The sequence below is a fragment of the Mycoplasma zalophi genome (assembly GCF_025486335.1).
GTDB lineage: Bacteria > Bacillota_I > Bacilli_A > Mycoplasmatales > Metamycoplasmataceae > Metamycoplasma > Metamycoplasma zalophi.
The window spans coordinates 210,677-230,662 of record NZ_JAOOPZ010000002.1; the positions used below are offsets into that span (position 1 = coordinate 210,677).

At 23.2% G+C, this 19,986-nt stretch carries 15 protein-coding genes; 4 read left to right on the forward strand and 11 right to left on the reverse strand.

Going from position 1 to position 19,986, the window contains the following annotated elements; all coding sequences use genetic code 4:
• The 5 genes from N8G13_RS02025 to rplU all read right to left on the reverse strand — a co-directional run bounded on the left by N8G13_RS02025 (window position 1) and on the right by rplU (window position 3,405).
• Window positions 1–1,161, reverse strand: coding sequence for a peptide ABC transporter permease (locus N8G13_RS02025; RefSeq protein ID WP_262289268.1), 1,161 nt, complete (start codon window positions 1,159–1,161; stop codon window positions 1–3).
• Window positions 1,154–2,128 (reverse strand): ABC transporter permease subunit, encoded by a 975-nt coding sequence (locus N8G13_RS02030; RefSeq protein WP_262289269.1) that lies wholly within the window; start codon window positions 2,126–2,128, stop codon window positions 1,154–1,156. Before N8G13_RS02030 ends, N8G13_RS02025 begins: the two co-directional genes overlap by 8 nt.
• Window positions 2,121–2,756: a hypothetical protein gene (locus tag N8G13_RS02035; RefSeq protein ID WP_262289270.1), complete on the reverse strand. Its 636-nt coding sequence runs from the start codon at window positions 2,754–2,756 to the stop codon at window positions 2,121–2,123. Before N8G13_RS02035 ends, N8G13_RS02030 begins: the two co-directional genes overlap by 8 nt.
• Before the next feature lie 82 nt (window positions 2,757–2,838).
• Complete coding sequence (rpmA, locus tag N8G13_RS02040) at window positions 2,839–3,102, reverse strand: 50S ribosomal protein L27 (RefSeq protein WP_216488752.1); 264 nt, start codon at window positions 3,100–3,102, stop codon at window positions 2,839–2,841.
• A gap of 3 nt (window positions 3,103–3,105) precedes the next feature.
• The gene (gene rplU, locus N8G13_RS02045; protein ID WP_216488750.1) at window positions 3,106–3,405 is read right to left on the reverse strand and encodes a 50S ribosomal protein L21; all 300 of its coding nucleotides are present in this window, start codon (window positions 3,403–3,405) and stop codon (window positions 3,106–3,108) included.
• Between the two features lie 192 nt (window positions 3,406–3,597).
• On the opposite strand from rplU, the gene N8G13_RS02050 reads away from it, so the two are divergent.
• Window positions 3,598–3,972, forward strand: a complete 375-nt coding sequence (locus N8G13_RS02050; RefSeq protein ID WP_262289271.1) for a hypothetical protein — start codon at window positions 3,598–3,600, stop codon at window positions 3,970–3,972.
• 23 nt (window positions 3,973–3,995) lie between these two features.
• Here the strand turns inward: N8G13_RS02050 and N8G13_RS02055 are convergent, their stop codons facing one another.
• Window positions 3,996–4,679 carry a pseudouridine synthase gene (locus tag N8G13_RS02055; RefSeq protein WP_262289272.1) on the reverse strand — a complete coding sequence of 228 codons (684 nt, stop codon included), beginning with the start codon at window positions 4,677–4,679 and terminating at the stop codon, window positions 3,996–3,998.
• Window positions 4,679–5,455, reverse strand: coding sequence for an NAD(+) synthase (gene nadE, locus N8G13_RS02060; RefSeq protein ID WP_262289273.1), 777 nt, complete (start codon window positions 5,453–5,455; stop codon window positions 4,679–4,681). Before nadE ends, N8G13_RS02055 begins: the two co-directional genes overlap by 1 nt.
• Window positions 5,456–5,553: 98 nt before the next feature.
• Here nadE and N8G13_RS02065 point away from each other — a divergent pair, with 98 nt between their 5' ends.
• Complete coding sequence (locus N8G13_RS02065; protein ID WP_262289274.1) at window positions 5,554–6,294, forward strand: YebC/PmpR family DNA-binding transcriptional regulator; 741 nt, start codon at window positions 5,554–5,556, stop codon at window positions 6,292–6,294.
• A 581-nt stretch (window positions 6,295–6,875) separates the two neighbouring features.
• On the forward strand, window positions 6,876–8,432 hold the full coding sequence (locus tag N8G13_RS02070; protein ID WP_262289275.1) for an ATP-binding protein: 1,557 nt from the start codon (window positions 6,876–6,878) through the stop codon (window positions 8,430–8,432).
• A 384-nt stretch (window positions 8,433–8,816) separates the two neighbouring features.
• Here N8G13_RS02070 and N8G13_RS02075 read toward each other — a convergent pair whose 3' ends face one another.
• From N8G13_RS02075 to N8G13_RS02085, 3 genes are all read right to left on the reverse strand, one after another.
• Window positions 8,817–8,990 carry a hypothetical protein gene (locus N8G13_RS02075; protein ID WP_216488738.1) on the reverse strand — a complete coding sequence of 58 codons (174 nt, stop codon included), beginning with the start codon at window positions 8,988–8,990 and terminating at the stop codon, window positions 8,817–8,819.
• A 568-nt stretch (window positions 8,991–9,558) separates the two neighbouring features.
• Window positions 9,559–10,122 (reverse strand): PD-(D/E)XK nuclease superfamily protein, encoded by a 564-nt coding sequence (locus N8G13_RS02080; protein ID WP_216488736.1) that lies wholly within the window; start codon window positions 10,120–10,122, stop codon window positions 9,559–9,561.
• Window positions 10,123–10,131: 9 nt separating this feature from the next.
• Window positions 10,132–11,115, reverse strand: a complete 984-nt coding sequence (locus N8G13_RS02085) for a DNA adenine methylase (protein WP_216488728.1) — start codon at window positions 11,113–11,115, stop codon at window positions 10,132–10,134.
• A gap of 346 nt (window positions 11,116–11,461) precedes the next feature.
• Here N8G13_RS02085 and N8G13_RS02090 point away from each other — a divergent pair, with 346 nt between their 5' ends.
• Complete coding sequence (locus tag N8G13_RS02090) at window positions 11,462–12,763, forward strand: ATP-binding protein (protein WP_262289276.1); 1,302 nt, start codon at window positions 11,462–11,464, stop codon at window positions 12,761–12,763.
• 111 nt (window positions 12,764–12,874) lie between these two features.
• On the opposite strand, the gene N8G13_RS02095 is transcribed toward N8G13_RS02090, so the two are convergent.
• Window positions 12,875–19,756, reverse strand: a complete 6,882-nt coding sequence (locus N8G13_RS02095; RefSeq protein ID WP_262289277.1) for a hypothetical protein — start codon at window positions 19,754–19,756, stop codon at window positions 12,875–12,877.
• Window positions 19,757–19,986 lie beyond the last annotated feature (230 nt).

Genomic DNA, 19,986 nt, shown 5'->3' on the forward strand with positions numbered 1-19,986 from the left:
TTAATATTTTGGATTATAAGCACTTGCTAAATTTATTGATAAAAGTTTTAAAATTAAAGAAAATAACACTATGTAAACACTGATAATCAATAAATAAGAAGGGTTTTCTGAAAATAATGTTATTGCTTCACGTAAAACAGTTCCAATATTTAAATTATTAGTTTCAGATAAAAAATCTAAAAACGCCAATGATGAAAGCATCAAAATATTAATTGAAAATCTTTCCACTAATAAAATTAAAAGATTTGGTGTTACATGTTTAAAAATATGACTATAAGCAAGACGAATATTAGAAACCCCTATTGATTTTATTGCAATTATAAATTCACTATTTAATAAAATATTTATTTCTTGTTTTAATAAATTGTAATAAGACATCCAACAAACCAATGTTAAAATAAATAAAAGTGAATATCAATAAGTTCCTAAAAAAACAGATAATAAAAATATTCAAATTATTTCAGGGATAATAGTTAAAGAAGTTAAGGTTTTATCAATAAATTTAACAATAATATTGTGAGGATATAAATTAACTAATAATGCTAAATTAAAAGCTAAAAATATATTAATAAAAATAGCAAAAATAATTGATAAAAATGTTATTCATAATGTAACTATAATTCTTGAAAAAATATCAATTCCCTGAGAATTAGTTCCTAAATATAACCCTTTAGGAATGTTTATACTAGCATCATTTAGATAATTTATAGCTTTAAGTAAATTATATGGATTATATTTTAAAGTCACAATATCAGTGTAAATTGTTTGATTTCCACCTACATCTTTTGAAGAGTCAAAAATTATTGAAAAAATTACATCTCTGTGCTCATTTAATGCGTTTTTTTGATCTAATTCAGCTACATTTCTTATAAAATCTAACTCAGTACTTCTGTGAAAATTCTTTGTTATTTCTTGTGAAAATACTGAAGGCAAATTGTTTACTAAATTAGTATTTTCATCAATTGAAATAAATGAATTATTTTTTATAAAAAATGTACTTATTATCAAAGTAAATAATAAAACTAAAAATAACACAAATAAAATTTTGTTAATCTTTAACTTAAAAAACCTTTTTCAATACAGTCTAAATGAATTTGTAGGTATAAATAAACTATTGGTGTTTTGAGTTTGTTGGGTACTAAAAGTAAATAAATTAGACATTTATTTCCTTTCTTTTTTTAAAACTAAAATAAATATTGTTTTGTTTTAAAGAAGGATTTAATTTTAATAATATTAAGTGATTTATAAATAATAAAAAAGACAACAAAATAAAATTAAATGTAAAATAAAACATAATTATATCTATCTCACCTTTTTGAAATGCAAATGAAATTAAAATGCTTTGACCTGGTATTGAAAAAATTCTTTCAATAAGTAATGAAGAAGTAAATAAGAAAATATAAATGGTAAAAAATAAATTTAATTGTCCTAAGATAATATCTTTAATAATTATTTTTTTTAATAATCTAAAATCATTTATTCCTAAAGTTTTTGAAAAAAGATAATAATTAGAATTTAAAGTTTCAGAAGTTATTTTGCGAGATTTTGAAAAAAATATTGCAATTGTAGGAAATGAACAAATTAATATTGGAACAATTAAAGAAATATAACTTAATTTATTATTTGCAATAAATTGTGATGGATAACCTATAAAAGTTGAACTAACTAATGACAAAACACCAACAATTAATATAGGTAAAGCCGCTAAAAAAGAAATTAAAATAGAAACAACTCAATCATAAATTTTATTTAATTTATAAGCTGAATAAATTCCTAAAATATTTCCTAATAAAAAGCTAAATATAAATATTAAAAATGTAAATAGTAATGTTCATTTAAATTGTTGTAAATACAAATTTAAAATATTAGGTTCACTGGAACTTAGTTCATATGAATAAATTTTTCCGGGGTTAAAAGTAAATAAATTTGTAAAAAATATTGAAATTCTTGTGCTAAAATTTGTGGGAATTTGTTGATAAACACTAATATTTTTTTTGACTTGTGGTTCGATAAGAACATTTATTAAGCTAAAAATAATTATCAATATAACAAAAAAAATCGCAATATTAAAAAATATATTTTTCAAAACAAAATATAAATTTTTTGTTTGAGTATTTAATTTAATCATCAAAATCTTCAGCATCCTCTATTTTTTTAAATCCAATTAAAGTAAATGAATCAGTTGCTATTAAATTATCTTTATCTTTTACATTAATTCTTAAATGAATTATTCCTGTTTTATCGTGTGCATGAGTAGATTCTTCTACAGATAATGTTCATGAATTTGGAATTTCTGATTCAAAATAATTTATTGCATACTTTTGAAATATATTTTTTATGTCATTTCAACTAATTTGTTTTTTTAAATCCGCAACTACTTCAGATGCTTTTATATTAGTTTGGTTAAAAACATATTTTTCAATTTCTAAGCCATGTTTTAGTTGTTTATTCATGTCATTAATATTAGAAATTACAACACTCATTTGCGATGAAATTTTGTTTATATTTTCTATATCTGTATCATAATTTATAACATTTATTGTTTCATTTAAATCATCAAGTTCTTTTTTTATTCCTAATTCTTCTGCAAAAACATTAAATTTATAAATTTTTTCAAAATCGTCTTTGATTTGTTTAATTTTTGTTGATTTTTCAGTGTTTTCTTGGCTTTGTTTGCATGAAATTGCTGTAATTGGTAAAATTATAATTGAAAAAGATAATGCTGTTAAAAGTGTAAAAATTTTAATTTTTTTCATAAAATGCCTCACATTATATTTAAAAAAATTATAACAAAAAACAAGCACCATAGTTAAAAACTATGTAGTGCTTGTTATAAAATTACTCTTCATCTTTTATTTCGTAAACTGAAGCGTATTTTCTATTACGTCTTTTTTCAAATTTAACGATACCATCTACTAAAGCATATAGTGTATCATCTGATCCTTTACCAACATTTTTTCCTGGAAAAATTTTTGTTCCTCTTTGACGATAAATAATTCCTCCAGCTAATGTAAATTGTCCGTCTGCTAATTTAGCACCTAATCTTCTACCAGCGGAATCACGTCCGTTATGGGTACTACCCCCAGCTTTCGTATGTGCCATTTCTTACCCCTTAATTTCTTTAATTAATACTCTTGTATAAGGTTGACGGTGACCTAATTTACGTTTGTGTGTTGATTTTGGATTATGACGGTAAACAACGATTTTTTTTGCTTTACCTTGTTTTTCGATAACTCCTGTTACAGTAGCACCATTTACATATGGTGTTCCTATTTTTGAATCTAAAACAACGATTTTATCAAAAGTTATTTCTTGTCCAGCTTCACCATCAATTTTTTCAATAAAAATTGTGTCTCCTGCTTTAACAAGTAGTTGTTTTCCACCAGTTTCAATAATTGCGAACATATGTCCTCCTTATTTAGTGGCTCACCCTTAAGGTGCTATGCTTAAAAACCTTTTTGGAATGGTTACAACAAGTAACATTACTATTATACAAAAAAAATACTTTTTTTTAAGAATTAATCAATATTTAAAATATAAAAAAATTCAAATTTGTCAATATTTTTTAAATTAATTATTATATTTTATAATTTAGGTATGAAAAATTGAAAAGAAATTAAAAAATGAGCAACTATATCAATAGTTATTTCATCAACTATTGCAGTTGCATCAGTTCTGTTGCTTGTTTCATTTATTGCTGTTATTGTTATTGTTTTAACTAAAGAAACAAACATTTTGCAACCTTGATGAGAATTTTTATTATTTGCTATTGCATCACTAGCATTACTGATTTTTGTTTTATTATTTTACATTTCACCAATGCAAACAATTAGAAAATCAGCAAGAAAAAATACCATTACAAAATTAGAAGTAAAAGCAATTAAATATCATTCTTCACGACTAAAATTTGTAAGTCTTATTTATCATCTAAAAATTAAAAAATTGCTAACAGATAATGTTTTTAAAAATTAAAATTGAACAAATGTTCAATTTTTTTATTGCTTTAGTAATTTTATTTCCTTATCTGTTAGTTTTCTTGATTTTCCTACTTCTAATAAAGGGTCTAATTTTAAAAAACCAAATTCAATTCTTTTTAAATAGATTACTTCAAGATCAAAAAACTTCATCATTCGCTTGACTTGGTGAAATAAACCATTATAAATTGTTAAATAACAACTATATTCATCTATTTTTGTAAATTCATATTCTTTTATAATGTCTTTTTCATTTAACACAATCGGCTTATTATATTCAAAAACTAAATCAGGTATTTTTATATTTGTTTTTAAAAAATACTTTTTAGGTACATGATTTTTTAAACTAAGAAGCTTATGTGATAAATTACCATCATTTGAAATAATTAATAAGCCTTCAGTATCTTTATCTAATCTTCCATAACTAAAAAATTTATCTCTATTTAAATTCATTAAATCAAAAATAGTTTTATGTTCATTGTCATAATTTGCACACACATATCCTTGTGGTTTATGTAACATATAATAAGAATATTGTTCATAAATTATTTGTTTATCATCAATAAAAACGAGGTCATTTTCAGTAACTTGAATTGATTTTTTTATTATTTCATTATTTACTTTAATTCGTTTTTGGTTAATTAATTTCTTTATTTCTGTTCTTGAAATATTTAAAGAATCTGCAATAAATTTTTCTATTCTCATTAAATTTTAGGTCCTTTAGGAATTGATACTAATTTATGAATATTTTTGTTGTGTTGGTGTTGAATTTTTTGTCTTGTTTGTTTAGAAACACTGTTTTTATCTTCATAATAAGACTCAAAATCATCGTAACTAAAACCTAATTCATCTTCATCGTTTTGATTATCTCATAAATCTGCACTTGGTTTTTTTAAGATAATTGATTCCGGCACTTTTAATATTTTTGCCATAATATAAATATCAGATTTTTTTATATTAGCAAAAGGTAATAAATCACATCCACCATCACCAAATTTTGTAAAATATCCTAAATAAAATTCATTTAAATTATCAGTACCTAAAACTAAACTGTTTTTTTCCTGTGCTTTTGCATATAAAAAAGTCATTCTCATTCTTGCTTTTAAATTTGCAAGAACAAATGTTTTGGAAATATTTGTTGCTTTTTTATATTCTAAAAAAGTTTTAGATAAATTTGTATTATTAAAATCTACATTTAATTTTTCAAAAACTTCTTGAGCGTATTTATTTATCTTTAAATCATTTACATCATCTTGAATAGAAATTGAATAAAGGTGTAAATTATCTTTAAATACACCATGAGCAATAAAAGCTAATGTAGCTGAATCAATTCCGCCACTTACTCCTAAAACAAGTCCTGAAGCTTTTGCTTTTTTAACTTTATTTAGCAATCAATTTTGAATATTTTCAATTAATTTGTAATATTTTTCAAGATCATATTCTTTTTTTATTTCTTCTAAATTCTTTGTTTGTATTTTCATATCTTAATAATTTTAATAAATACTGAAAAAATGCATACAAAAAACTGTTATTTTATTATAATTTATATATTAAGTTTGAAACATTTTAAGGAGAAAATATGTCAGGACATTCAAAATGAGCGACAACAAAACATCATAAAGCAGCAATGGATGCAGCTAGAAGTAAAATTTTTCAAAAATTTTCAAAAGAAATTATGGTTGCTGCATCTTTAGGTGGGCCTGATCCAGACGCTAACCCTGCTCTTAGACTAGCAATAGCAAAAGCAAAAGCTCGTTCTATGCCAAAAGCAAATATTGAAAAAGCTGTACAAAAAGGTTCAGGAACTTCTAAAGAAGGAGCAGACTTTAAATCATATTTATATACAGCAACAGCTTTTGGGGGTACTAATTTTATTGTTACATGTTTAACTGATAACTTTAACCGTTTAGCTTCAAATATTCAATATTACTTCAATAAAGTTAATGGTCAAATGGGTAAAGGAACTATTCCATATACATTTGATGAACGTGGAGTATTAGCAATTAAAAAAGAAGATCTAAAAAATGATTGAGATGATGTATTAATGATTGCTATGGATAATGGTGCTGTTGATTTCAAAGAAGATGAAGAAGAATACACAATTTATTCAGAACCTTCAAGTTTTACTGAACTAAAAAAAGCACTTGAAACTGAAGCTAATATAGAAAATTTTTCAATCGCTGAAATTTCTTATATATCAAATACAGAAGTTGTGATTTCAGGCGATAAAATTGAAAAATTTGAAAACTTCTTAGATCTTTTAGAAGATGATGATGATATCCAAGAAGTTTACCACAACGCAGTTTTTGATGAAGAATAAATTTTTATTAATTTTGAGTAATTAACCTAATTAGTGCCTAAAAGGTACTTTTTTAATTTTTATAAATTAAATAACAAAAAAGTATTGAAGTAGTTTGCAAATTTGTAAATAAACCATATATGATGTATTGGAATTTTTGCAGTTTTATAACACAATTACACCCATAAACACAAATATAAAAAATAAAATTTCATAAATAAGTATAAATAGTTATTAATTTATAGTACGAATATGTTTTTTAAATAAAGTTTAACATTTACGCGCTTGTATTTTATTACTATTTTAAAATTAGTACTTGTTTTTTTCACGACAATAATGCACAATTCCACATATACATAGTTAAAAATCATAGTAATACTTATTTTTATTAGGTTGTGTAGATAATATTTTTCAATTTCTAATCACTTTTTGTAAGATATTTTTTGCCTTTAAGTAATTTATTAATATAATAAGCATAAATATGTTTATTTTTAAGATAACGATTTTTTAATTTTGTTTTAATTTATAATTTATATATTCTATAGAATAGATAATAATTTACAAATTGATATACACTGTAAATAGTAAGGAGATGGATAACTATGAAAATAGCTTCTATAAAACTTAAGAATTTTAGAGGATATAGCAATGAAGTAGAGTTTAACTTGAATGACATCACAGCAATAATTGGAAAAAATGACACAGGAAAATCAACTATTTTAGAAGCACTTGATATTTTTTTTAATGATGGAAAGGGACTTATTAAATTAGATAAAAATGATATAAATAAAAGCGAATATAAAAAGAATAATAATGAGATTTCTATAACTGTTTGTTTTAAAGATTTACCAAAAAATATTACTATAGATTCCTCGTTTGTAACGAAATTAGAAGATGAATATTTATTAAACAGTAACGGACAATTGGAAATTATAAAGAAATATTCAAATGCTAGTTCAAATAAAACTTATATAAAAGCAAAACACCCTCAAAACCCCAAATGTAATAATTTATTTTATAAGAAAAATCAAGATTTAAAAAAAATAATAACTGACGAAGATATAAAATGTAATAATTTAGCGATAAATTCATCACTAAGAAAAGCTATATGAAATTATTATAAAAATGAATTAGATTTAAAGGAGTGCGAAATTGATTTAAGCAAAGAAGAAACAAAAAAAATTTGAGAAAGTCTTCAAAAATTTTTGCCTGTATTTTCATTGTTTCAATCTGATAGAAAAAATAGTGACGCTGATAGCGAAGTCCAAGACCCACTAAAAGAAGCTATAAAACAAATTTTTAAAGACGAAAATATACAAAACAAATTATCAGAAATTTCAAAACTTGTTAAAACTAAAATCAGTGAAGTCGCTGAAAGGACATTACAAAAAATTAAGGAAATGGATTTGGAACTTGCAAATAGCTTAAATCCTAATATACCCGAATCCAAAGATTTAAAATGACAAGATGTATTTAAAAATGTTTCTATAACTGGTGACGAAGACATACCAATAAACAAAAGAGGTAGTGGAGTTAGAAGACTCATTTTACTAAATTTTTTTCGTGCTGAAGCAGAAAGAAGAAGAGAAAATCGTGAAAACACAAATATTATATATGCAATAGAAGAACCAGAAACTTCGCAACATACTAGCAATCAAATTAAGTTAATAGATTCTTTGAAAGAATTATCAAAATCAACTAAAACTCAAATTTTATTAACCACTCATAGCCCTAACATAGTAAAACAAATCGGTATTAAAAATCTAAGATTAGTGAGTGAAAACAACGGAGTTAAAGTAGTGAATACTGTAAAGCCAATAGTTCTAAATTCACTAAATGAAGTTAACTACCTTGCATTTGGTGAAATCAGCGAAGAATATCACAACGAACTATATGGTTATATAGAATCTGATAATTTGCTTAATAAATTTGAAGAACATAAAACTTTAAGAGAATATAAAAAACTTAAAAACAATTCTATAAAATTTGAAAAAGTAACGCTAAGCAAATATATTAGACACCAAATACATCACCCTGAAAATAAATTAAATACAAGATTTACAAAGTGCGAATTAAAAAATTCAATTGAAATGATGATAAATTTTTTAAAAGAAAATAGTGATAAGTCTAACATCTCTAAAAACCAAAAGGATTCATAACAAAATAAACATAACGCTTTTGAACGTTATGTTTATTTTGAAGTGATGTGTCAAACATAAGATTTATGCTTGATATTTTTATTATAAATAAATTGATTTTACTTTGTTTAAGGGGTTTTAAAAACCTTTTTTAAATCCTAAATTAAAGGTATAAATTCTTTTTAATTTTTTGTAACCTTTGCGCAATAGAATTTTCTTCTTTTGTAATTTCCTTATATTTTACTAATGCGCAATTCATATAGTTAGCTCATGCTTAAGGGAAACTTTTTTAACAACAAATCAAGTGCTCTACAATTTAATTTTTATTAATTGCATTGACTATAAATTACATAATTTAATATATCTTAATAAAAACGTTTTTTTAAAATAGGTAAATTTAATCTTTTATTGTCGAATTATAAATTCATCAAAATATATATTAAATTCAAATTTAATTATTAATTCATTATAAAATGGTACTTCTCATATTTTATATTTATTATCATCATCAAACTTAACAATAAGAACACCTTTTTCAGATAAACTTAGTAATAAGTTATTTTCATTTGTCTTTTTCAAATAAATGTTATCCTTTAGGCTTAATAAACACACAAACATATAAACCAATATTTGTGCTTATATCTTTATCTCTACTTAAAATCAACATAGTCTGGTTCAAACTTAGAATCATCTTCAAAAGCATAAATTCCGCTTGTATTTCATTTTTTATTAAAAAACACTTTCAAATACAGTTTTTAGCTGTTCTATCATTATAATATTATTCAAATATAATTGATACTCTGATTTAGCCAAAGTGTCAATCTAGAGTGTCTCCACTTCTCAATATTCATCACTTTTTTCGCGATTTAAATTTTTTATTTTATCAGCAAAAATTTCTTTATGTGTTTGTTATAGAATTTGTCTGCTAGCATTTATAATACTGGTTTTTTAAACTTGTTTATAATTGAATTCTCTAGTATAAATATTTTTTATATGTATTTATTAGATACTCACTATATTTATTAATTCATTTATATTTATTTTTTACATCTTTATAGTTGCTTTGGTTACATAATTTTTTTAAATATTTGTTATGCAAACAAATGTATTTAAATATCTTTTTAGTCATATAGATTCAATAATGATTCTATTTTTCTGTTTCTGTATTCTTTTGATCACCCGGAACAGGTAACCCAAATTTATATAAAGGTATATATTCAAAATAATAATCACATCCCACACTATGAATATAATCTAAAACGTCTTTATATCTTGGTTGCATAAATCAACTAGAAAGTAAATACATATATTCAACATCAATATTTGCTTTTGCTAATAATTTTTTGTATTGTTTCTTTTTAAAGTCACAGGTTTGAAGTTTTTCATCTGTAGAACCTGGAACATTTTGAAATTTACACTCAATAATATATATTGTATTTTTTATAATCACAAATATACTATCGTCTGGTAATATGCGTTGTGAAATTATATTTTTTCATTCAATTTTATATTCTTTTAAAAATTCATAAAAACCATATTTTCTAAAAATTCTAGCAACTTGTTCATTTTTATAAAAAACAGAATCTATGTTTTTACTTTGGGAAACAATTTTATAATCTTTTTGTGCACTGATAAATGTTGCTAAATCTGTCTTACCTTCAAAAACTAATCCAGTTTTTGTGTTTGCTCCACCCATACCATTTTTAATCATAAGTACTCCTTAATTTTTAAAATTTGTTACTAATATTTCATTAATATCACCACGTTTTTTACCATTTGAATTAATATATCTTTTTACTTTTATTCTATTTATATTAAATCCTGAATATAAATCATCAAAAAAATTATCATTTATATCTACATTTTTTGGGTCTGAATTACTTAATATAGCTTTTGCTTTTTTGTTATTAACTTTTTTAAAATAATTAGCTAATTCAATTTGTTCTAAATCCCCAAATGATGATGTGTTATATGAAATAAAGTTAGATGTTTTATTTAAGGGTCTATATGGGGGGTCAAAATAGACTAAAGTATTTTCATCTATAAAATCTATAGAACTTGAATATGAATCATTTATAATTTTTACTTTTTCAAGTTTTTTTGAAATATTTCTTAAATTTTCTTCATCATATATTTCAGGATTTTTATATCTTCCGGCCGGTGTATTGAATAAACCCTTACTATTTACTCTATATAAACCATTAAAACAGGTCTTATTTATAAAAATAAATAATGCAGAACCATAAATTTTATTTTTAATTTTATTTTGAATATATTCGTTAAATTCATTGCGCTTCACATAAAAATATTTATCTCTTTGTGTAATAGAAAGTTTCATGTACTCAGTTTTTAGCTTTTTTAGTTCATTAATTAACTCTTCAATATTGTATTTTATAGTTATATATGTATTTATAAGTTCTTTATTTAAATCGCTTATTAAAACATCTTCTACATTATAATTTGATAAAATATCAAATAATACAGCACCACCACCGACAAATGGCTCACAATATTTATTAATTGTTTCGGGATAATATTGTTTAATATATTTAAGAGCAAATGACTTTCCACCAACCCATTTTACAAAAGGTTTAATTTTGCCACTTTGTGTATTTTTTTTATTTAAATCAATAAGAACTTCGCCAGGAAGTATTGTATTGTTTTCATAAGATAATTCATTAAGTTCTTGAATACATTTTGTCATATACACTCTTTCTATTTATGATTTTATCACATTATTACATATTGAATATAAATTAGAAATTATACCAAAATGAAATAATAACTATAATAAATAAGTGTTGCATTTTAAACTACAATTTAATATTATTGTTAATATATTACAATGTTAATTTTTTATTAAGATAAACCAACATTAACATAAAAGTTAAAATATTTTTAACAAATAATCCAATTGTATTTAAACAAAAGTAGTAAATACGCATTTATTTTAAAAGTAATTATTAAATTCTTTACGTAATGTTATAATATATATAAAAACATTTAATAAAAATGCGTATTTACAACATATTATAAAATATGGAGGATATATGGAAGTACAAAGACCAAGATATTTAAATCAACTTATTGAAAAAAAGGATAATGGAAGAGTAAAAATTATAACTGGCATTAGAAGATCTGGAAAATCTTTTCTTTTGTTTGAACTATATAGAAAATATTTACTTTCTAATAATGTAAATGAAGATCAAATTATAATGATTGCACTAGATAGTATTGAAAATATTAAATACAGAAATCCAATAGAATTAAACAACTTCTTAAAAGAAAAAACTGAAAATAAAGAGCACAAATATTATATTTTCATTGATGAAATTCAATTTGTAAAAGAAATTTCTAATCCTTATTTAGAAGATTCTGATTCTATGATAACATTTGTAGATCTTGTATTAGGTCTTGTAAAAATACCAAATGTAGATATTTATATTACGGGTAGCAATTCTAAAATGCTTTCATCAGATATATTAACTCAATTTAGAGATCGTGGTGATGAAATAAGAGTATTCCCTTTTTCATTTGCAGAATTTCTTTCATTTTATCAAGGTAATAGAAATAAAGCATTTGATGAATATTGTATGTATGGTGGAATGCCTTATGTTACAAAACTAAACAGCCATGAACAAAAAAGTAATTATTTAAAAGATATTTTTACAGGAACATATATTAAAGATGTACTTGAACGCAATAAAATTCTTAAAGACGCATCAATAATAAATGATTTATTAAACATAATATCTTCATCTATTGGTTCTTTAACTAATCCAACAAAATTAGCAAATACTTTTATGTCTAAAAAAAATATAAAGATATCACAATTTACAATAAGTAATTACTTAGATTATTTTATAGATGCTTTTTTAATTGAAAAAGCAACAAGATATGATGTTAAAGGTAAAAAATACATATCATCTCCATATAAATATTATTTTTCAGATATTGGACTTAGAAATGCAAGATTAAATTTTCGCCAAAATGAACAATCACACATTATGGAAAATGTAATATATAATGAGCTCAGAATGAGAGGATTTAATGTAGATATTGGAGTTGTAGAATACAATTACAAAGATGAAAATAATAAAAGCATAAGAAAAAAATTAGAAGTAGATTTTATTATTAATAGAGGAAGTAATCGCTACTACATTCAATCAGCATTAAATGTTGATACAAAAGAAAAACAAACTCAAGAAACTGAATCATTAAGAAGAACGGGCGATTCTTTTAAAAAAATTGTTATAGTTAAAAATAACATTGTACCAAGATTTGATGATGATGGAATTTTATATATTGGTGTTGAAGATTTTTTATTAGATGAAAAAATATTAGACTTCTAATTAAAGTTAGATTTAATAAAAATGCGTATTTATACAATAATTTTAATAGCTCTTTTTTAAATAAAAAAACACCACTTTTTTGTGGTGTTTTTGACTATTAGAACATTTATTTTAAAATTTAAAACCTTGACCCTCGTGATAATATAAGTGTTCATTTACTTTTGTACTGTTAGCATTATCGCCTTTTGCATCTCACATTATTAGTTGTTTATACTCGTTATCATTAGCTTTGACATATAAATCTATAACTTCAAAATAATCTTTAATTAAATCATTTATTTTACTTTGATGTTCTTTATAATCTCTGTGAGGATAATTATCATAAGAAAAGCGATCTTCTTTAGGTAATTTATCTGCTTTTTCTTTAAATTTTCGATAAACAAAATTGTGTCTATTATCATCTTTTAAACCTTGCGGTAATTTATAAATTAATGAGTACACCATTTTTCTTACATATTCATTAAACACATAAGCTTTACCACTTTTATCACCTTTAAGTTGTATTTTGTTTCATTGATAATTTTTTCAATAATATTGTGAAAAATCTTTTAAAGGTCAATAACCACTATAATTTGCTGATGTTAAATTACCCATTTGTTTTTCAATATCATCCATAAATTTATAAATACTTCCTTCAGGTTTCGTTGTTTTAGTTTCAAAATTTGATTTTTGAAGTTCTACTATATTTTTATATAATTCCTTAAATCAAATAGTATGAGTTTCATTTGATAATATGTATTGAAAATTATCAAATTGTTTATACATATATGTACCTTTTAGTAAATTTTGATAAAAGGAATCTAATTTATCATTTCAAGGTTTATAGCTTGCTAATAATGGTAAATATCCATATAACTCTCTAAATGCTTTTACATATTCACCAGGTGTTTGATCATCTTTATATTCAACATATTTTTTTAATATATCTTTTAGTTTGTACATTTCTTGCTCATAAGAATTTATTGAGTTATAAAACATATTTCTTTGTTTTACATAATCTTCGATTGTTACTTCGTTATTATTATCTTTATATTTATTAACAAAAGCATTAAGATTACCATATAAATTTTTTGTTGAGTCTGAACGGGTAAATCCCTTTATAGCATTGAAGTTATTTGTTCTGTTGTTAAATCCATTTTCTGAATCGTTTAAACCTGCTTGTGTAATAAACTTTTCAGCATCTTCAGACAAGTCACTTAAATTTTTAGCAAAAAAAGTGCTATCAATTTTTGTTATATTTGATAATTCTTGATTTTTTACTTCTTTATTTTGTTTAATAGATTTATTACTGGCTTTGGCTTCTAGTTTTGCAATCTCATCTGCAATAGTTTGTTGTTTTGAATTAAAATGTTCTTTATCAGTTTTTAATGCATAATCATTACCTAAAACTTTGTCATTAATACTTGCTAAACTCTTTCCTCATGTTGGCAAAACGTCAACTAAATTTTTAACAGCCATATCAAATTGTTCTTTATACTTTTTTTGATTATTTATATTATTAATCGCTAATTCATGTTCTTTTTTATATTCTTGTTTATCATCATTAATTTTTTTAATGTTTTCTTTTACTTCATTGTAAAAATTTTGTATGTTAATTTGATATTTTTGATCTTCATAATTTATTTTTGAAAGATTGTCTTTTAATTCTTTTAATTTAGAATAGCTGTCTTTACTTTCTTCTATTCTATCGTTTTCAAATTCAGACAATAATTTATCAATAGCAACTATTATTTCTTTTGCTACTTTTTCAAATGAATCTTTTAATAATTTGCTATAAGAATTTCTAGCATCTATAAATAATTCATTGCTTAAAGTTTTATTAGTTTGAGAATGATGTTCAGATGCTTGTGATAATTTATTTTCAATAGTGTTTGATTCGTATTCTATAAATTTAATTACTTCTTTTATTGTTTCCAAATCACTAAAATTTTTTGTTATATTTGATTTTGCTGAGTTAAAAATATCTCTTGATATTTGCAGTTGTTTAATTACACGAAGGCGACTAACAAATAATTCATTTTTTACTTTATTATACTTTGTATTTAAAACATCAAACGAAGATTCAATCTTACTAATTGTTGGATTATGTTTTGGTAAAGCTACGCTATCTTGTGTATTTTTAGCAATAGCTAATTCCAATTTTAAATCTTTGTAGTTAGGGTCACTTAAAGTTTTATTAACATATTGACCAACTTCATCACTTAATTTTACATACTTATTATATGATTTTATTGATTCACTAGCAACATCTAATATTTTTTTAGCTTCTGCATATTTAGCAGGTGTTTTAGGATCAACTAATGTTTTATCAGCTTCTGATTTAGCTTTGTTAAATTCTTCATTATATTTTTGTTTTTGTTCTTCATCTTTGACATCAGAAATTTGTTTTTGAATTTCTTCAAATATTTTAAGTGATTCATCATAAAATAATTTTTCATTGTTAAATTCTTCTGCTTTTTTAGCATCTAAAGTTTCATTTAATGTTTCAATTGTTTTTTTAGCTGTATCATATGCTTCTTTTTGTTTTTGTTTATCTTCTCTTGCTTCTTGAAGACTAGTTGTTAATTGTTTATCAATTTCTGATAGTTCATTATCATAATATTCTTTTGTTTTAGGGTATTGGTCTTTTAATTCTGTGTCAGACTTAATTGTTGATTCAGATTTTACTTTTTCATACTCTTTTTTTGATTTATCTGATTCTGCTTTTCTTATTACTAATTCTAAGTTTTGTCTTTGAGTATTGTAATCTTCAATTGTTATAGAAGATGGATTGGTATTTTTCTTTTTATCTATAACATCATTTGCGGCTTCTTTTTCTTTATCTAGTGAATCAATTATTGCTTTATCATTTACATCATTGCTTTTTAATTTTTCTTTTAATTTATCTAATTTATCGATAGTATTTAAATAATCTTCTTCAGCTTTATTTAAAGCAATGTTATATTTTGCTTGTTTTAGAGCTTCTGTTGCATTGTCATATGCTTGTTTAATTTTTTCAGGATCATTATTTGCAGTAGCTAAAGCTTGTTTTAGTGAACCATTGTCACCTGTAATTGTTTCTATAACATCTTGATATTTTTTTAATGATTTTGGATAGTTATTAAACTCTGAATCTGCTACAATGCTATCTTTTTCAGTTTTGTAATTATTTTTAGAAGTTTCTACTGCCTTAGCATTATTAATTGCTTCTTGAAGTTTATCTTTAAATTCTTTATATTTTGTTGGGTTTAAAATATTGGCATCTTGAATGTTTTTTTGATCATAATTTTTTAAAGCATCATCTAATATTTTTTTAGCTTCTGTTTGGTAATCTGCTAAACTTTTATTATATTCTGATGCCTCATCATATTTATTTATATATCCATCAAATTTATCTTTTATTAAATTAAATTGTGGAATTTGTGATTTTATTATTTCAGTTGCATTTTCAATTTCTTGAGATGTAGAAGCAGGATTTTCTTTATCTCTTATATCTTTATGTGCTTTTAATTTACTTATTACAACTTCTTTAAGTTTTGTATATTTTGAAGCATTTTTATTATCTGTAAATTTATTTAAAATATCTCCATAAACTTTATCAAAATCTGATTTTGATTTAGCTAAGATTGCAGCATCATATGCTTGTTGTAATTTTGGAAGTGATTCTTTTATAATTTCAATTGTTGGTTTTGAGTTTGAACTTGAAAGCGCTTTTGGATCTTCTTGATCTTTTATGTCTTTTAATGCTTTTGCAATTTCTGGATATTCGGTATGTTTATTTATATTATCTTCATTATTTTCATCTAATTTATTTAATAATTCATTTGCTTTTCTAGATAAATTATCATAAGCATTTTGGAAAATATTGAATTCTTTAGTTTTTGCATCATTTAATGCATTTGTTAAATCTTCTTTTGCTTGGTTTATTGATTCTTGAGTTGCATCTTGTTTTGTTTTATTTGATTTTTGTAATTCAATAGCAGAATCTAGGTTTGCTTTTATATCATTTACTAATGATTTTTGTAATTCACTTGTATTTTCTTTTGAGTTATTTGCAAGCGCTTCAAAAAATTCAGTAGCTTGTTTTGCTATTTTGTCAAATTCAACTGATTGGTTTAAAATTTCTTGTTCTTGTATTAATGTATCTAGAGCATCTTCTAGTTGTTTTTCAGTTGAACCATTGCTTTCTTTTACACCTTTTGCAATTTGTAGTTTTAGTAACATTCTAGAAACTGAATCTTCATGTTCAGGTTTTGTAGTATAAGTTGAATTATTGTTTTCTTGTAAGTTATTTTTAATATAATCTTCAATTTCTTTAATTTTTGTTTGTAAATTTGTTTTACTTTCTTCTCTTTTTGCTTTGTTTGCTTTATATTTTGTATCAGCAGACTCCATTGCTTCTTCTAAAATATTTGTCTTTGTTTCAAAATTTTCAGATGTTTTATTATTATCTTTAAAAAATGTTTCTGTAGTATTAATAATATTTTCTAATGCGTCATATAATTCTTTATCATCAGGATTTTTTACTGGATTTACGATTTCTAATAGTTTAGTTTTTACTGCATTCAGAGCGTCATCATATTTATCTTTTCTGTTTTTTAGATCTTTGGCTTTTTCAAAGTCTGACTTTAACTTTGTAATTGATTCTTCAATTGTTGGAGCATCAATATCATCTTTTAATTCTACTGAATTAGTGTTAGAAGTTTTTTCCACAAGTTTAGACTCTTCATCTATAGAAGTGTTTAATGGGTCTTGAATAAATTTAAAATCAACAATATCTTTTAAATTTTGTTTTATAAAGTTTGTAGCTTCATTTTTTATTGCTTCAAATTCTTCAAATTTGCGGTCTTTTTCTTCTTTTGCTTTTTCAATTTTTGCATTGCTTAAAGCTTTTTGAATCGCTGAAATAGCTACTTGATAAGCTTGCAATTTTTCTTTGTCAGATAAATTATTGTTATGAAAAATATCATTAAGATTTGCCTCAATTGTGGTTATGTCACTTTCTAAATTTTGTTTGATATCATAGTATTCACCTAAAGTATTTTTATATGCATCAACTTCATCTAATCTTTTTTTGTATTCTTTAGTTACTTTTTCTAAATCAATTTGATCTTTTCTAGCAGTTACTTCATCTAGTTTAGTTTTTAATTCTTCTTTTGCTTGTTTGATTTCTTCACTTGTTGATTTAGTATCTTTTTTAGCAACAACTTCATAAGTTGCTTGTTTTTTTGTATTTAATTCATTAGATAAAGCTAAATATAAAGTATTTTTATTATCTAATTGTCTTAATAAATTATTAACTAAATTCACAACTTTATTGTAAGAATTGCTTTCGGATTCACGTTTTTCTTTTGTTTGTTCTACTCTTTCTTTTGTTTCTTCAAATTTAGCGTTTAATTCATTTGCTAATTTTTGTAATTCTGAAGCTTTTGTTAGATTTTCAACTTGTTTTTGAATATCATCCAATTTTGTTTGTAATTCTTGAATTGACCCTATGTCTTCTTGGTGTTTATGTTTGCTGATATAATCTTCAATATTTTCAATTGAAACATTAATATCTTTTTTTGCTTGTTTTTTGTTTTCAATTTTTGCTTCGTAATTTTTTAGAGCTTCTGTTGCATCTAAAATTTGTCTTGTAGTAGAATTAATGTTATTTTTTATTTTATTTTGTTTATTTATTAATTCTAAAATTTCTGTTACAATTAATCTAAAATTATGATAAGATAACTCATTACTTATTTTATCCAATTTTGTTACTTGAGCATCATAACCAGCTAGCGCTTCTGCTTTTTTAGCTTCTAAAGCTTCTATTATTTTATTTGCTGATTCGTATATTTTGTCAAATGTTTTTAAATCAGTATCTTGACTTTCGGTTGCTAAAATATCAGATACATATTTTTTAATTTCAGGATATTTACCATCACTAAAACTTTCTATAAATTCTTCAGCTAGTTTTTTACATATTTCAAGTGAATTAATTGCATTAGTTCTAAATGTATCATTTACTTGTTTTTGAATTTTTGTAGCATTTACATAATCTAAAATATTATTTATGCTTGCATATACAACTTCAAAATCTTCATTATTCATTCCAGTATCATATTGTTGTTTTGAATGTTCTAATAATAAATCTTTAGTTTTTACATCATCTGGAGTGGTTAATGTTTCATTTGCATATTTTGTAGCTTGGTCATAAACTCTTTGAAGTTCTTGTTTTGAAATTTCATGTGCTTTTTTAGTTGCGTCTTCAAGTTCTTGAATTAATTTATATTTAGACTCTAAAATATCACCTACGGAAGAGGTATTTATATTAATATCTTTTGTAATTTGATCGCGATTCATTATTTCGCCATCATACAAACTTTTATAAAATGTATGTATTGCAAGGGGATTTTTAATAAAATCATTTAATTTTCTTAAAGCTGTTTCGTAATCAGCATAAGCAATTTGTCTAATATCATTATCTTTAATTGCTTTATCTTTTTTTACTTTTTCATATGCCTCTTGAAGTATTTTTACTTGTTCATCAATCTCTTCTTGAGTTGATTCATAATTAACATGTCTATCAGTTTGTGATTTTGTATCTTCAAGTGAATTTTTTAAATCTTCATATTCTTTATATTTTAAATTGTTACTTATATATGTTTCGACTTCTTGATTTAAAGTTTTATACTTTTCAAAATTCAATTGTTTTGCTTTATTTATTATTTCCTTAAATTTATTTAAAGCAAACTTGAGATTATTAATTTTTGCTTGAACTTTTGAAAAATTGTCTTCAAAAAGATTTAAAACCGGATTATCATCTAAAATATTTTGAGCGATTCTTGTTAAAAAGTCATCATGACTTAAATTATTTACCTTAAAATTATTTAATTCTTTTCATAATTTATCTTGTTCTTTTATTAAGTTGCTTAATTTTTGTTCTTGAATAATAAAAGTACTAGATGTAGCAGCTAATGTCGTGGTAGCTACTGCTAAAAATGCAAGCATTAATTGCTTGTGTTTTTTATTCATATTTCTCCTAAATATTACTTTTTGTAATTAAATTTTTATATTAAATATGACCTGGAATATATATATATATATATATATATATATAAAATTGGCATACTTATGACATATTATTATACACTCTTTTTTAAGGTATTATTTTAAAAAAATATAAAAATTTGCAAAAAATAACATTTTTTTGCCTTTATTTAGCTTTTTTTTATTTTTTTAAAAAATATGAATTATTGCAAATA